Below are 14,102 nucleotides of genomic sequence, written 5' to 3' on the forward strand. Positions count from 1 at the left end.
GTCACGATGAATCCAATGGGAAAGTACTTGCTCGTAACGTCGCTGGGCGTGCTGTTGGGCGTATCGGGAACTGTGGTCATGGATGGCAACAGCTTTATCGTTGATTCGGTGAAAAATATCGCCGCTGAAGGTGATGGGAAGAATGGAAAAGGGCAGGAAGAGGAGCGAGAGCCTCTTTACTGGGTTGCGCCGATGGACCCCAACTACAAGCGGGACAAACCGGGAAAATCGCCGATGGGGATGGATCTGGTTCCTGTCTATGAGGACGGCGATGAAGGCGACAGTCCGGGAACGGTAAAGATCTCCCCTGGTGTGGTGAATAATCTCGGCGTCAGGACGGCAACAGTGGAAAAGGGTGTTTTTGATACCACCGTAAGGACGGTGGGATATGTACAGTATGATGAAGACAGTTTGGTGCACATTCATCCCCGAGTTGAGGGGTGGGTAGAGCAGCTGTTCGTCAAGGCGGAAGGTGAACGTGTCACCCAGGGTAAACCTCTCTACTCGATCTACTCACCCACCTTGGTTAATGCCCAGGAAGAGCTCCTTCTGGCACTGAATCGTGACAACCCTGGTCTCATTTCAGCCGCCATGGCGCGTTTGCGCGCTCTCCAGGTACCCGAAGAAGCGATCCAGAGTCTCAGACAGAATCGTCAGGTCAGCCAGACGATTACCTTGCGCGCCCCGCAAAGTGGTGTGCTGGACAACCTGGAGGTTCGCGAGGGAATGTTCGTGCGCCCGGGAGTCAGCATGATGAGTATTGGCGTTCTCGATCGTGTCTGGGTGGTCGGTGAGGTCTTCGAGCGTCAGGCGGCGCTGATCGAAGAGGGGGATAGGGTTCGCATGACACTCGACTATCTTCCTGATCGGAAGTGGGATGGTGTGGTCGACTACGTATATCCCAACATCGATGAAAAAACGCGAACGGCCCGAGTTCGGATGCGATTTTCCAATGAAGACATGGCCTTGAAGCCGGGTATGTTTGCGCAGCTTACCGTTTTGTCAGAGTCGGACGGAGAGTCACTACAGATCCCTCGAGAGTCCTTGATTCGTACTGGTGATCAGGCGAGAGTCGTGCTCGCATTGGGTGATGGAAAGTTTAAATCTATCGAAGTCAACCTGGGCCGAGTTGGCTGGGAAAAGGTGGAGGTGATATCGGGGCTTGAGGAGGGAGAACGTATTGTTACATCGGCGCAATTCTTGCTCGACTCCGAGTCGAGCCGTACCTCCGATTTTCGCCGGATGGAACATAGTTATGAGGCAAGTGGCGATAATGACAGCCATGAAGAAACAGTATGGGTAGCGGCGAGCATTGAAAATGTCATGCCTAACCATCGCATGGTAACCCTTGCCCATGATGCCATAGAGGCGTGGCAGTGGCCTGCCATGAATATGGATTTCTCGGTGGATGAATCCATTGAAATGGAATCTTTAAAATCAGGAATGGATATCCATGTTGAAATCGGGGAGGTTGGAGAAGGCGAATATCACGTCATGGCGGTGCATGTGGAGGCGCGGCCAGAGGAAGAGTCTGACATGACAGAGATGAACCATGATCAGCATGGCGGAGAGAGTGAAAGTGGTCATGAGCCATCAGAGCACGCTTCTCATGCTTCGCACACTGATCTTTCGGCCCCAATGGACGCTCACGAAGGCCATGGTGATTCCGGTGGCATGCCTCAGGTTAATGAGCGACATGATAGCCATGATGGTCATGGTGGCCATGGAGCAGAGGAGCATAAGCAATGATTCCTGCTCTGATTCGCTGGTCCATCACCAATCGCTTTCTTGTCCTTCTCGCAGCGGTGATGGTGGCGGGAGCGGGCATCTATTCGATCAAGAGTACACCTATTGATGCTCTGCCGGACCTGTCCGATGTGCAGGTGATCGTGAAGACCAACTATCCGGGGCAGGCCCCTCAGGTGGTCGAGGACCAGGTCACCTACCCGCTCACCACCGCCATGCTGTCGGTCCCCGGAGCCGCCACGGTGCGTGGCTACTCCTTCTTCGGTGACTCCTATGTCTACGTCATCTTCGATGAGGACACTGATCCTTACTGGGCCCGCTCGCGGGTACTGGAGTACCTCTCTCAGGTGGCGCCCACGCTACCGGATAGCGCTCGGCCACAGCTAGGGCCGGATGCCACCGGGGTGGGCTGGGTCTATCTCTATGCTTTGGTTGACCGAACGGGTACGCATGACCTCAGTGAGCTTCGCAGCTTGCAGGACTGGTTTCTGAAGTATGAGCTTCAGACCGTATCGGGTGTATCGGAAGTTGCGGCCCTGGGTGGCATGGTCAAGCAGTACCAGGTCGTGGTGGATCCGGAGAAGCTGCGCGCTTTCGACATCCCACTGGCCCACATCCAGACCGCCATACAGCGGGCCAATCAGGAAGTGGGAGCCTCGGTCGTTGAGATGGCCGAAGCTGAGTACATGGTGCGCGCTACTGGTTATATCCAGAGTCGTGAGGATCTTGCCAGTATCCCGCTGGGAGTGGATGACAACGGAACGCCTCTGCTGCTCAAGGATGTGGCCGATATCGGACTGGGTCCGCAGATGCGTCGCGGTATCGCCGAGCTGAATGGGGAAGGTGAAACCGTCGGTGGCATCGTCATCATGCGCGACGGCGAGAACGCCCAGAAGACGATTGATGGCGTCAAGGCCAAGCTTGACCAGCTTCAGTCAAGTCTTCCCGAAGGCGTCGAGGTTGTCACCGTTTACGATCGTTCAGGTCTGATCGAGAGGGCAGTGGATACCCTGTGGCGAGGCGTGCTCGAAGAGCTGGTCATCGTGGCCCTGGTATGCGTGCTTTTCCTGTTTCACCTGCGCTCTGCGCTGGTGGCAATGATCAGCCTGCCCATGGGGATACTGACGGCCTTTATCATCATGAGCTGGCAGGGCCTCAACGCCAACATCATGTCGCTGGCGGGTATTGCCATCGCCATCGGGGCGATGATCGATGGCGCCGTGGTGCTGATAGAAAATTTTCACAAGCATATGGAGCGTACGCCACTGACGCCGGAAAATCGCTGGAAGGTGGTGGCCGACTCGGCGGTAGAGGTGGGGCCGGCGCTCTTTTTCAGTCTGCTGATCATTACTGTCAGTTTCGTGCCGGTGTTCACCCTGGAGGCGCAGGAGGGGCGGATGTTCTCGCCGCTCGCCTTTACCAAGACCTATGCGATGGCGGCGAGTGCCGGGCTGGCAGTTACATTGATTCCGGTGCTGATGGGCTACTTTATCCGTGGCCGCGTGCTACCCGAACGCAAGAACCCTGTCAATCGCCTGCTGGTAGGCGCGTATATGCCGGTCCTCAAGGGGCTGCTGCGTTTCCCGAAGACGACGATCGCCCTGGTGCTGGCGGTGACCGTGGTCGGCTTCTGGCCCGTCAACAAGATCGGCAGCGAATTCATCCCGCCCCTGGACGAGGGGGACCTGATGTACATGCCCACCACCTATCCCGGCCTCTCCACCGGCAAGGCGCGGGAACTCCTGCAGCAGACCGACAAGCTGATCGCCACTCTGCCGGAGGTCGAGACGGTGTTTGGCAAGATCGGACGTGCCGACACGGCGACCGACCCGGCGCCGCTGACCATGATCGAAACCTTCATCCAGCTCAAGCCACGTGACGAGTGGCGCGAGGGGATGACCACCGACAAGCTGAAGGAGGAGCTCGACAACCTGGTGCGGGTGCCGGGGGTATCCAATGCCTGGGTGATGCCCATCGCGACGCGCATCGACATGCTGGCGACCGGCATCAAGACGCCGGTGGGTATTAAGGTGGCGGGTGAAGACCTGGGCGAAATTCAGCGTATAGGCCAGCAGTTGGAGACCATTCTTGCCGACGTGCCCGGCACGGCCTCGGTCTATTCGGAGCGAGTGGCCGGAGGCCGCTACATCAAGGCAGATATCGACCGCGACCAAGCGGCGCGCTACGGCCTGAACATCGCCGACGTGCAGCAGGTGGTGGCCACGGCCATCGGTGGCCGTAACATCACCCAGACCATCGAAGGCCTGGAGCGCTACCCGGTCAACCTGCGCTATCCCCAGGATTACCGCGACTCGCCCGAGCGGCTAGCCGAGCTGCCAATTGTCACCGCCAATGGACAACGTATTGCTTTGGCCGATGTGGCGGATATTTACGTGGAAGACGGGCCACCGGCGATCAAGAGCGAGAACGCGCGCCCCAACGGATGGACCTTCGTGGATATCGAGGGGGTGGATGTCGGCACTTACGTGCAGCGTGCCATGGATGTCGTGGCGGAGGAGCTCGAACTACCTGCTGGGTATTCGGTGTCCTGGTCCGGGCAGTATGAATACATGCTGCGCGCCAAGGAGAAGCTGACGTACGTGGTGCCCTTCACGCTGGCTATCATCGTGATCCTGCTCTATCTGAGCTTCAAGCGCTTCAGCGAAGTCGCGATCATCATGGGCACGCTGCCGCTGGCCATGGTGGGAGCCATCTGGTTGATGTACTTGCTGGGCTACAACTTCTCCGTGGCCGTGGGGGTGGGCTTCATTGCGCTGGCCGGTGTGGCGGTGGAGATCGGTGTGATCATGCTCGTCTACCTCAACCAGGCCTACCAGCACATGATCGAACGCTGTCATCACAAGGGGGTGGAGCCGCGTCGGGAAACCTTGCGCCATGCTGTGCTGCACGGTGCTGCCCTGCGGGTGCGTCCGGTCATGATGACGTCGGTCTCGACGATCGCCGGCCTGTTGCCACTGATGTACAGCACGGGGACGGGAGCGGAAGTGGTCAGCCGTATCGCGGCGCCCATGGTAGGCGGCATGGTGAGTGCGGTGATCCTGACGCTATTGGTACTCCCCTGTATTTATTATCTGTGGAAAGCGAGATCGGTCAGTGTATGAAGGAGTTTAGCGATGGTCGCGAATAAATATATTCCTTTTATGTCATGTGTGTTTCCTGAATAATTGATGACAATCAAGGATAATGAAGTGTGCTTTCTTACACTGATTCAGTGGGGATTGCGTTCAGCTCCACAATGTAAGAAGTCACCTTCATACCAAGGATTATGGGGATCATGATGAAATCGATTGCTAAGTTGTCAGCTGGTATTGTAGTGCTCTCCTTCGCTTCTTCAGCCGCTCAGGCGCAGAATGATTTTTTGAGTGCTATTGGCAGTGGTGAGACAAACCTCGACTTGCGCTACCGGTTTGAGCTAGTCGATCAAGAAGGGTTTGAAAAGGAGGCGGAGGCTTCTACTGTGCGAACCCGCCTTGGGTATCGTACGGGGGAGTTTCATGGACTGGCGGCACATGTTGAATTCAGCGATACTCGGGCGATTCAGTTCGATAATTACCAGGATGCCGATACGCCGGTAGTGGCTGATCCGGCGTTGACGGAGTTAAATAGGGCTTATCTGGGGTATGGCGGACTTGCCGACACCGTGGCCAAGCTTGGTCGGCAGCGTGTGATTCTAGACAACCATCGTTGGGTCGGCAATGTTGGCTGGCGCCAGCAGGAACAAACCTTTGATGCAGCAACATTGACTGTAGAAGCCCTGCCTGGCCTCGTTGCGACTTATGGATACCTATGGCAGCGGAACATGATCACTGGTGCCCGGCAGGACCAGGATAGCCATCTACTCAATGTCAGCTATGAGGTCCTGCCTTGGCTCAAGGCGACAGGATATGGCTATTTGCTTGATTTTGAAGGGGAGGCGCCGGGGCTGTCTTCGGAAACTATTGGTCTTCGACTTTCCGGGGCCAACGATGTCAGTGCCGAAATGACTTTGGGATATGTGTTGGAATATGCTAGGCAGGGCGATGCTGCCGACAATCCCAGTGACTATGATCTCGACTACGGGCTCGCTGAGCTCAGCTTGGCCGTTGCTGGAGTCAAAGTCTTGGGGGGATATGAGTTGTTGGAAGGTAACGGGACCAATGCCGTGCAAACTCCCTTGGCCACCCTGCACGGGAAAAATGGCTGGGCAGACCAGTTTTTGACGATTCCGGACGACGGTCTTGTTGACCGTTATGCTAGTGTATCAGCCAATCCGCTAGAAAGCGTGAATCTTGCTTTAGTCTACCATGACTATAAAGCTGATAATAGTGGTGATTCGTATGGTAGTGAGTTCGATGTTGTTGCAAACTGGCAGTTGACTCCAGAGTTTTCGGTTGGAGCCAAGTATGCTGATTATGATGCCGATGAGTTCAGTGTGGATGCCCGTAAGGGGTGGGTGTATATGAATTATTCCCTGTAATTATGTAATTTAGTGGTATCCAGGTGTCGGGTTCCGGGTAACCCATTGCTCGTGATCCGATACCTCTTTTAGAAAAGAGTGAGGTGTTGCTGTTATGAGTGATCGCGAACATCGTCTTGGCGTATCTGAGATTAACCTGGTGTCAAGGCATTTGAAACTGGATTCCAATGATAAGACGGCAATTGAAGCTGCGGTTGCGGATATTGACCAACTGTATGGTCTGGATGGCGTCTCTTATGATGAGAAGAAGCGCATGTTGCACTTTTCTTATGATGCATCGAGGATTTGTATCGACTGCGTTGAGGAGATTCTCAACAAGCATGCCGTCGCAATCAGTCACAATTTGTGGAACCGTTTCAAGGAAGAGCACTATCGCTTTGTTGACCAGAATGTGAAGGATAATGCGACCCATGAGCCTTGGAGTTGCCATCAGACTTCGCCTAGTTCAAAACGTAAACCATAATGCGCAGAATAGCCATATAGCGGTGCCATCCATAACACCATCGATGGGCTGTGCCGTCATTGGAGGAGGCGATTATAGCAATGCGACGCATCGGACATTTCCGTTTCCGACAGGTGGCGGTCACGCCCGAGTTCAATGTTGCGCTGTTCGCCTTTCTGCTCCACTTTCCTTGGGAGTTCCTGCAGGTGCCGCTCTTCGCTGCGATGCCGGAGATGGCGCACTGGGACGCCGTGAAGTTTTGCACTCGGGCGACACTGGGTGATGTGGCGATTGCACTCACGGCCTTCTGGCTGGTAGCTGGCTGGCGGCGCGAGCGTGCCTGGCTGCTGCGTCCCGATCCCCGGGCTGTGGCGCTCTTCGTGGCTGTTGGGCTGGTCATCACGCTGGGACTGGAGTGGCATGCTACCGAACTCCAGGGACGCTGGCAGTACGCGGAGCACATGCCGCGTCTGCCGTGGCTGGGTACGGGACTGGCGCCGCTGCTCCAGTGGTTGGTGCTGCCGCTGCTGCTGCTCTTCCTGGTGCGTCGTCAGGTAGTGGGAGCGCGGCGGTTGGCCGCCGGCGAGCCACCTTGCGATGGTACCTGAGACCACGGTTCAACCGGGGCGTTCGTCGCCAGGGAGGGGGTCCACTAGCTCCAGTGCCACGCAGAGGCGCACGAGTTCGGCCAGGTTGGCGGCGCCCAGCGCTTTCATGGCGCGCAGACGGTAGATCTCCACGGTCTTGGCGCTGACGCCAAGCTGTTCGGCAGCCTCGCGGCTGGTCATGCCCTCGGCGACGTGCACCAGGATCTGTTGCTCCTTGGGGCGTAAGGCACAGTAGCGGTCGTGCAGTGTTTCGAGGCGGCTGCGTGCCTGGCGTGTGCGGTGAGATTCGGTGAGCGCCTGCTGCAGGGTGTCGATGAGCTGCTGGTGGTTGAAGGGCTTCTCGATGAAGTCGAAGGCACCGGCCTTGAGTGCCGCCACGGCCATGGGCACGTCGCCATGGCCAGTCATGAAGATCACTGGCGCGCTGTCGCCGCGCTCGTTGAGATGCTGTTGTACCTGCAGCCCGGAGAGGCCGGGCATGCGTACGTCGAGCAGCACTGCGGCGTGACGGTCCGCGGGGACGGCGAGGAAGGCGTCGCCGTCCTCGTAGGCACAGGTGGCCAGCCCCACCGAGTCGAGCAACCAGGCGAGAGATTCGCGCAGCGCCTCGTCGTCGTCGACGACGGCGATGCAGGCGGAGGTGTCGGTGGTGTGAGGCACGCGGCGCTCCGGGCAGTCGGGCCAAGGGTCAGTCGGGGCGCGGCCGAGGCAGCAGCGCAGCTTCCGCTTGCAGTGTAGCGGCAAAGGTGGCTCCGTCGGAACCGTTCTCCAGACGCAGGTTGCCCCCCATTGCCTCCATCAGCGAGTGGCTGATGGCCAGCCCCATGCCCAGGCCCTCGCGGCGGGTGGTGTGAAACGCCACGAACAGACGATCGGCCTGCTCTGGCGGAACCCCAGGCCCCTGGTCGCTGACCGTGACGGTCACTTCACGAGGGCCGCTGCGGTGGGCACGGATCGTTACCCGTTCGGCAGCAGGCGTCTCGCGACTTGCCTCAAGGGCGTTGATCAGCAGGTTGATGAGCACTTGCTCCAGCGCAACCGGGTCTGCCAGCACCCGCGGTAGTGACTCGGGTAGGGCGTGTTCCAGGGTTATGCCGCTTTGCTGGTATTGCCACTCGCAAAGACGGCAAGCGGCATCGACGACCTCGAGCAGGGGCACGGGGCGCGGTCGGGTCTGGCCCTTGCGTACGAAGGTGCGAATGTGGCGCAGGCGTTCGGCGAGGCGTTGCACCTGATCGTTGATTCGCGCGAGCGGCGTTTCCAGGTCGCTGGCGGGACGCTGTGGGTCCGCGGCGAGCTGCATCAGCGCGCCGCTGGCATAGTTGGCCATGGTGCCCAGTGGCTGATTGAGCTCGTGAGCGATGTTGGAGGCGAGCTCGCCGGTAGTGGCCAGGCGGTTGGCATGGGCGATCTGCTCCTGATGACGGCGTGACTGGGCCTCGGTGGCCAGGCGCAGGCGTATGTCGCGGTTGAGCAGCGAAAGGTGATCGGCAGTGGCACCACGTCCGCGATGGGCGAGCACCACGCTCAGCACGGGGACCTCTCCGTTGGGGCTGCACATGGCCAGCTCGCCGCTCCAGGAGCCATAGCGTGCCACGGCCGGCATCACGATCTCGCGCAGCACGGCCAGCGAATCGGCGGTATAGGCATGATCCAGGCGACACTCCCGCGCTTCACGTGGCAGGCCCAGCAGGCGCCGAGCGGCTTCGTTGGAGTAGAACAGACGCTCCTCGCCGTCGACGAAGAGCACGTAGTCGGTGGTCGATTCGACCACCTGGGCCAGGCGCTCGCGATTGGCTTCGGCCTGGATGCGACGGCCGACGTCGCGGGATACGCACAGGATGTCGAGCAGTTCGCCGCTGTCCGGGTCGCGGCGCGTACGGCTCGTGGTTTCGAACCATACGTAGCGGCCGTCCTTGGCACGAAAGCGGTAGGTGTACTGGTAGAAGCTGGCGTGATAGTAGACGCGGGGCGACTTGTTGAGCAGGTCAGCGAGGTCCGATGGGTGGAACAGGTCGTAGGCGGAGGCCCCGATCAGTTCCTCCGGTGCATAGCCCAGCAGGTCGCGAGCCGCCTGGGAAGCATAGAGGAAGGTGCCGTCCCGAGCGTGGCACGAGATCAGGTCGGTAGTGCTCTCGGCCAGCCACCGGTAGTGACGCTTTTCTGCCTCGAGAGACGCCTTCTCCGCCTCGAGTTCGGCGATGCGTGCTTCGAGTTCGGCGATGCGTACGCTTGGCGCGCATTCCGGGTCGCGGTGTCTCATCACGAGGTAAGCACGAGCGGGTTTGGATGGGATAACGGGCGCTCGGGATAGTAACAGAGCCGTCCGTGCGCCGGCTCCTGGAACAGGCTCACCGGACGCTCGAATCCTTCGGCCAGCAGCTCCACCAGCATCATTGCCGAGAGTCCCCAGATCACCTCGCCGGCGGTATGGTAGCTGGGGACGTAGTGGGGACGGCCGTTGACCGGAATGACGTCGGTATGGTGGCGTCGGTCATCGAGGAAAAGTGTCAGCGGTACCTCGAAGATGGCATCCAGCTCGGCGGGGTCAGGGGTGAGCGGCAGGCCTGGCGGAATCACGCCCACGTAGGGCGTGACGCGAATCCCGTGCAGCGACATCACATCGGAGAGCCGGCCGATCAGTTCGACCCGCCCCGGCGGCAGATCGATTTCTTCAGCGGATTCGCGCAGTGCCGTGGCCAGCAGGTCGCTGTCGTGAGGTTCGCGCTTGCCGCCGGGAAACGCCACCTGACCGCTGTGAGTGGCGAGATGCGCGGCACGGCGGGTGAACAGCAGCGTCGGCTCGGGGTGGGCGACGATCGGCAGCAGGACCGCAGCCTGAGGGACGCCGCCGAGCGCGAGCCGGCGCGGGGCATGTGCTTGCAGGCGTTCGCGAAGTTTCTCTAACATGGAGGTTCCACAGGGTTTGATTCCTTCTACCCGGCCGCCTTGCGCGGCGTCAAGCCCGAATCCGGCGGTGCCCGAGCCGTTACCAGCCTTCCAGGGAGTTCCATGAACTACTGCAGCCACTGTGCCCAACCGGTGCGTTTTGCGATTCCGGAAGGCGATGACCGGCCGCGCTATGTGTGCGATGCCTGCGGTACCATCCACTACCAGAATCCGCGCATCGTTGCCGGCACCCTGCCGGTGAGCGGCTCGCAGGTGCTGCTGTGCCGGCGTGCGATCGCGCCGCGACAGGGGTTCTGGACGCTGCCGGCGGGGTTCATGGAAAACGCGGAAACCACCGTCGAGGCGGCGGCACGTGAGACCCTGGAAGAGGCCTGTGCCGAGGTGCGTATCCACGGTCTCTACACCCTGATCAACCTGCCTCATATCGATCAGGTTTACATGATGTTTCGTGCCGACTTGATGGGTGGGTTCGATGCCGGTTCGGAGAGTCTGGAAGTGGCGCTGTTCGAAGAGCACGAAATACCTTGGGATGAACTCGCCTTTCCCACCATCGAGCGCACCCTCCGGCACTTCTTCCAGGACCGCCGTGACGGCGGTTACCCGCTACACATCAGCGACATCACTGCCGAGGACCGCGAGCGCTACTTCGGCTCGGCATGAACCGGTGCTGGACCTGAAACCGCCTAGCCGAAGGTTTCCAGCTGCCACACGTCGAAGGCCGGCTCTTCATAGGGGTGAGCCTTCTTCAAGGCGGCCACGGCCTGACGAATCAGCGCATCTTCGCACACCAGCTCGACCTTGAGCTCCTCGACCCGCTCCAGCTCATCCACTTTTCCAATATGCGGGTTGGCACCTGCCAGAGGGCGGAATTGCCCGGTGCCCGACGTCTGGAAGCAGCACGCCTCATAGTCGCCGATCCGTCCGGCGCCGGTGGCGAACACTGCCTCCTTGACGATCTCGGCGTCGTCGGTGGGTACGAAAAAAGCCAGTTTGTACATGAGCGTTCTCCACGATTGTGAATGGTCGGAGGCCCCAAGACGTGAGGGCTCCGATGGGTGAAAAAAATAGTTGTCCAAAAACTATACGGATACTATGTTGTGTATAGGCCGGAGCAGATTGCCGGCCTGTTCTCGACAAGGCCAATGGCATGAAACCAGAGGCCATCATAGGAGAGTGTCACATGCGTGTCCTTACCTCCGTAGTTCCACAGTGGTTGTACACCGGCCTGGCCGGGTTGATGCTGACATCCGCCGCGATTGCCGACGATCACGGTCAGAAAGACATCGTCGATACTGCCGTGGCGGCGGGCCAGTTCGAGACCCTGGTGGCCGCCGTACAAGCCGCCGGTCTGGTCGACACCCTCAAGGGCGAGGGCCCTTTCACCGTGTTCGCGCCGACCGATGCGGCCTTTGACGCGCTGCCCGAAGGGACACTGGACGAGCTGCTGATGACCGACAATCGGGATCAGCTGCAGGCCATCCTGACCTACCATGTCGTGCCGGGACGCATCATGGCCGCCGATGCCATGGAAGCGGACAGCGCCACGACGGTGCAAGGCCAGGATCTCCGCATCACGACCATGAATGGCAGCGTGATGATCAACGATGCAACAGTGGTCGATGCCGATATCGAGGCGAGCAATGGCGTGATTCACGTGATCGACTCGGTCCTCCTCCCCGAGTGATTCCTGTCCCCCCTGTTGGCCGCCCTCCGGGGCGGCTTTTTTTGACAGCTAACCCATCAGGCGCGACCCTCTGCGAACGAATCGCCGTCATGGGGAGCTGCGGCCATGGATGCAAGACTCGCCGAGCAGCTGGCTATGGCCGGCCTGATCCCAGAAGGTCGTCTCGAGCCGCTCAGCGGGGGCGACATGGCCTCGGTTCATCGCATGACGACGCAGCGCGGCCCGGTCGTCATCAAGCAGGACGATCCAGAGCGCCTGGCCGGCGAAGCCGATGGCTTGCGGGCCCTGCACGCGGCGAAGAGCGGCCTGGTGGTGCCTGCGGTATTGGCCGAGGGCAACGGCTTTCTCGTGATGGAGGCACTGGAGACGGTGTCCCGCCGTGATTCCACGGCGTTTGGCGAGGGGTTGCGCCGCCTGCACTCGGTGACCGGCGAAGCGCATGGCTGGCCGCGTGACAACGCCTGCGGACGCACGCCCCAGCGCAATGCGCCACTCTCCGACGGCCGCGCCTTCCAGCGCGAACGGCGACTGTTGCCGCTGGCCGAGGCATGCCACGCACGCGGTTTGCTGGACGATCGCCTGCTCAACCGCTTGCAGGTCATCGCTCACGGCCTGGAGTCCTGGCTGCCGGATGCCCCGTCGAGCCTGGCGCATGGCGATCTGTGGTCGGGCAACGTACTGTTCACGGCGAAAGGGCCGGCGATCATCGATCCGGCGGTGTATCGTCACTACCCGGAGGTGGATCTGGCCATGCTGACGCTGTTCGGTTCGCCGGGCGAGGCCTTCTTCGAAGCCTATTGGGATGGTCACGCACCGGTCGACTGGCCGCGGCGCGAGACACTCTTCCAGCTCTACCCGCTGCTCAACCATCTGCTGCTGTTCGGTGGCGGTTATCGAGCTGCCGTGGTGCGGGCGGTGGAGCGACTGGAGGTCGGGGCAGGCTGACTCTCTGAAAACGTGAGCGGTGGTGAATGCGGCATTGACCGGGGCGGGTCTCTTGACGCTCAACTCCGAGAACGACGGCCATTCCAATACAGTCTCACGGTCTCCCATGGCGGACATGGCCAACAGTCGAGACGAGAGACTCTCTGAAGTGGGGCACCGTCATCTTCAGGCCATCTGGCTGATGGTCTTGCGAAAGCGTGTCAGGGAGATGGCGAAAAGCACGCTGCCGATCGCCAGCAATACCAGGAACTGGGTCCACACCACGTCGATGCCGGCGCCGCGGAACAGAATGGCCTGGCTCAGCTCGACGAAGTGGGTGGTCGGGGCCAGCAGCATCACGTTCTGGACGAGTTCGGGCATGCTCTCACGCGGCGTGGCGCTCCCGGAGAGCATCTGCAGCGGTAGCAGGAACAGAACCAACAGCATGCCGAATTGAGGCATGCTGCGCGACAGCGTGGCGAGAAAGATACCCATCGAGGTGGTGGCGAACAGATGAAGTGCCGCCCCCACCAGGAACAGTGCCACCGAGCCTTCTATCGGCACCTGAAGCAGGCCGCGCACGACGAAGGTCAGTGACACCGCCACCGCCAGCAAGACCACGACCCCCATCGACCATACCTTGGCCAACATGATCTGCGTCGGCGTCACCGGCATCACCAGAAGATGCTCTATGGTGCCGTGTTCGCGTTCGCGGATCAGCGCCGCGCCGGTGAGGATTATCGAGAGCATCGTGACGTTGTCGATGATCGACATCAGCGAGCCGAACCAGGCCTGCTCCAGGCCGGGGTTGAAACGAGCGCGCAGGGCCAGTTCGATCGGGGGTTCGACGCTCTTGCGGTAGTGCTGGACGAACTCAGTGACCTCACCCATGACGATCTGCTGGATATAGTGGTTGCCCGAGAAAGCCTGACTCATGCGGGTGGCATCGATGTTGAGCTGAAGGTCGGGCGTACGTCCCGCCAGCACGTCGCGCTGGAAATTGGTGGGAATGACCAGCGCGAAAGTGTAGCGTCCGGCATCCAGCCCGGCATCCATTTGCGGGAAGGCGATGAGCTCCGGCGCCACGAACTGCGGCGGGTAGAACGCCGAGACGATGCGCTTGGAGAGCGGTGAGTCGTCCTCGTCGACGATGGCGATGGGGGCATTGTTCAGGGTTTCGGGCATCGCCGTGGCAGTCGTGTAGATATCGATGGTGAATACGTAGACGATGAGCACCAGCAAGGTCGGGTCGCGCAACAGGCTCCAGAACTCCTTGATGCCCAAGCGATAAATGGTGGCGATTCGTCGCAT

General features: G+C 60.1%; 13 protein-coding genes. 8 read left to right on the forward strand and 5 right to left on the reverse strand.

The genetic code is table 11. The features are described 5' to 3' along the window. Positions 1–6 precede the first annotated feature (6 nt). From GFD32_RS13020 to GFD32_RS13040, 5 genes are all read left to right on the forward strand, one after another. Entirely contained in the window at positions 7–1,749 is a 1,743-nt protein-coding gene (locus GFD32_RS13020; protein ID WP_163577038.1) for an efflux RND transporter periplasmic adaptor subunit, read from the forward strand. Further along, on the forward strand, positions 1,746–4,868 hold the full coding sequence (locus GFD32_RS13025) for an efflux RND transporter permease subunit (RefSeq protein ID WP_163577039.1): 3,123 nt from the start codon (positions 1,746–1,748) through the stop codon (positions 4,866–4,868). The genes GFD32_RS13020 and GFD32_RS13025 overlap by 4 nt, the downstream gene beginning before the upstream one ends. Positions 4,869–5,041: 173 nt before the next feature. Beyond that, positions 5,042–6,223 carry an alginate export family protein gene (locus GFD32_RS13030; protein ID WP_163577040.1) on the forward strand — a complete coding sequence of 394 codons (1,182 nt, stop codon included), beginning with the start codon at positions 5,042–5,044 and terminating at the stop codon, positions 6,221–6,223. 94 nt (positions 6,224–6,317) lie between these two features. Continuing rightward, entirely contained in the window at positions 6,318–6,686 is a 369-nt protein-coding gene (locus tag GFD32_RS13035) for a cation transporter (RefSeq protein ID WP_163577041.1), read from the forward strand. Positions 6,687–6,766: 80 nt separating this feature from the next. Continuing rightward, positions 6,767–7,273: a hypothetical protein gene (locus tag GFD32_RS13040; protein ID WP_163577042.1), complete on the forward strand. Its 507-nt coding sequence runs from the start codon at positions 6,767–6,769 to the stop codon at positions 7,271–7,273. A gap of 9 nt (positions 7,274–7,282) precedes the next feature. On the opposite strand, the gene GFD32_RS13045 is transcribed toward GFD32_RS13040, so the two are convergent. From GFD32_RS13045 to GFD32_RS13055, 3 genes are read right to left on the reverse strand one after another with little or no spacing between them, the layout of a single operon-like run. Then, positions 7,283–7,933: a response regulator transcription factor gene (locus GFD32_RS13045; RefSeq protein ID WP_163577043.1), complete on the reverse strand. Its 651-nt coding sequence runs from the start codon at positions 7,931–7,933 to the stop codon at positions 7,283–7,285. A gap of 28 nt (positions 7,934–7,961) precedes the next feature. After that, entirely contained in the window at positions 7,962–9,536 is a 1,575-nt protein-coding gene (locus tag GFD32_RS13050) for a PAS domain S-box protein (RefSeq protein ID WP_163577076.1), read from the reverse strand. Further along, a complete protein-coding gene (locus GFD32_RS13055) occupies positions 9,536–10,183 on the reverse strand; it encodes a CoA pyrophosphatase (protein WP_089681889.1) in 648 nt (215 codons plus the stop codon). The genes GFD32_RS13050 and GFD32_RS13055 overlap by 1 nt, the downstream gene beginning before the upstream one ends. 102 nt (positions 10,184–10,285) lie before the next feature. Between GFD32_RS13055 and GFD32_RS13060 the strand changes: the two genes are divergently transcribed. Further along, positions 10,286–10,843, forward strand: coding sequence for an NUDIX hydrolase (locus GFD32_RS13060; RefSeq protein WP_163577044.1), 558 nt, complete (start codon positions 10,286–10,288; stop codon positions 10,841–10,843). Between the two features lie 23 nt (positions 10,844–10,866). Here GFD32_RS13060 and GFD32_RS13065 read toward each other — a convergent pair whose 3' ends face one another. Then, on the reverse strand, positions 10,867–11,181 hold the full coding sequence (locus tag GFD32_RS13065) for a Nif3-like dinuclear metal center hexameric protein (RefSeq protein WP_163577045.1): 315 nt from the start codon (positions 11,179–11,181) through the stop codon (positions 10,867–10,869). 182 nt (positions 11,182–11,363) lie between these two features. Here GFD32_RS13065 and GFD32_RS13070 point away from each other — a divergent pair, with 182 nt between their 5' ends. Then, entirely contained in the window at positions 11,364–11,867 is a 504-nt protein-coding gene (locus GFD32_RS13070; RefSeq protein WP_163577046.1) for a fasciclin domain-containing protein, read from the forward strand. A gap of 105 nt (positions 11,868–11,972) precedes the next feature. Next, positions 11,973–12,812, forward strand: a complete 840-nt coding sequence (locus tag GFD32_RS13075; protein ID WP_163577047.1) for a fructosamine kinase family protein — start codon at positions 11,973–11,975, stop codon at positions 12,810–12,812. A gap of 165 nt (positions 12,813–12,977) precedes the next feature. Here GFD32_RS13075 and GFD32_RS13080 read toward each other — a convergent pair whose 3' ends face one another. Continuing rightward, complete coding sequence (locus GFD32_RS13080; protein WP_163577048.1) at positions 12,978–14,102, reverse strand: ABC transporter permease; 1,125 nt, start codon at positions 14,100–14,102, stop codon at positions 12,978–12,980.

The organism is Halomonas faecis (assembly GCF_010993975.1).
Classification (GTDB): domain Bacteria; phylum Pseudomonadota; class Gammaproteobacteria; order Pseudomonadales; family Halomonadaceae; genus Halomonas; species Halomonas faecis.

Bases quoted from the DNA above. Each gene is read 5' to 3' on its own strand.
- GFD32_RS13080 (WP_163577048.1), bottom strand. From the start codon at position 14,102: ATGCGACGAATCGCCACCATTTATCGCTTGGGCATCAAGGAGTTCTGG.
- GFD32_RS13020 (WP_163577038.1), top strand. From the start codon at position 7: ATGAATCCAATGGGAAAGTACTTGCTCGTAACGTCGCTGGGCGTGCTG.
- GFD32_RS13035 (WP_163577041.1), top strand. From the start codon at position 6,318: ATGAGTGATCGCGAACATCGTCTTGGCGTATCTGAGATTAACCTGGTG.
- GFD32_RS13065 (WP_163577045.1), bottom strand. From the start codon at position 11,181: ATGTACAAACTGGCTTTTTTCGTACCCACCGACGACGCCGAGATCGTC.
- GFD32_RS13075 (WP_163577047.1), top strand. From the start codon at position 11,973: ATGGATGCAAGACTCGCCGAGCAGCTGGCTATGGCCGGCCTGATCCCA.
- GFD32_RS13070 (WP_163577046.1), top strand. From the start codon at position 11,364: ATGCGTGTCCTTACCTCCGTAGTTCCACAGTGGTTGTACACCGGCCTG.
- GFD32_RS13040 (WP_163577042.1), top strand. From the start codon at position 6,767: ATGCGACGCATCGGACATTTCCGTTTCCGACAGGTGGCGGTCACGCCC.
- GFD32_RS13030 (WP_163577040.1), top strand. From the start codon at position 5,042: ATGATGAAATCGATTGCTAAGTTGTCAGCTGGTATTGTAGTGCTCTCC.
- GFD32_RS13060 (WP_163577044.1), top strand. From the start codon at position 10,286: ATGAACTACTGCAGCCACTGTGCCCAACCGGTGCGTTTTGCGATTCCG.
- GFD32_RS13025 (WP_163577039.1), top strand. From the start codon at position 1,746: ATGATTCCTGCTCTGATTCGCTGGTCCATCACCAATCGCTTTCTTGTC.
- GFD32_RS13055 (WP_089681889.1), bottom strand. From the start codon at position 10,183: ATGTTAGAGAAACTTCGCGAACGCCTGCAAGCACATGCCCCGCGCCGG.
- GFD32_RS13050 (WP_163577076.1), bottom strand. From the start codon at position 9,536: ATGAGACACCGCGACCCGGAATGCGCGCCAAGCGTACGCATCGCCGAA.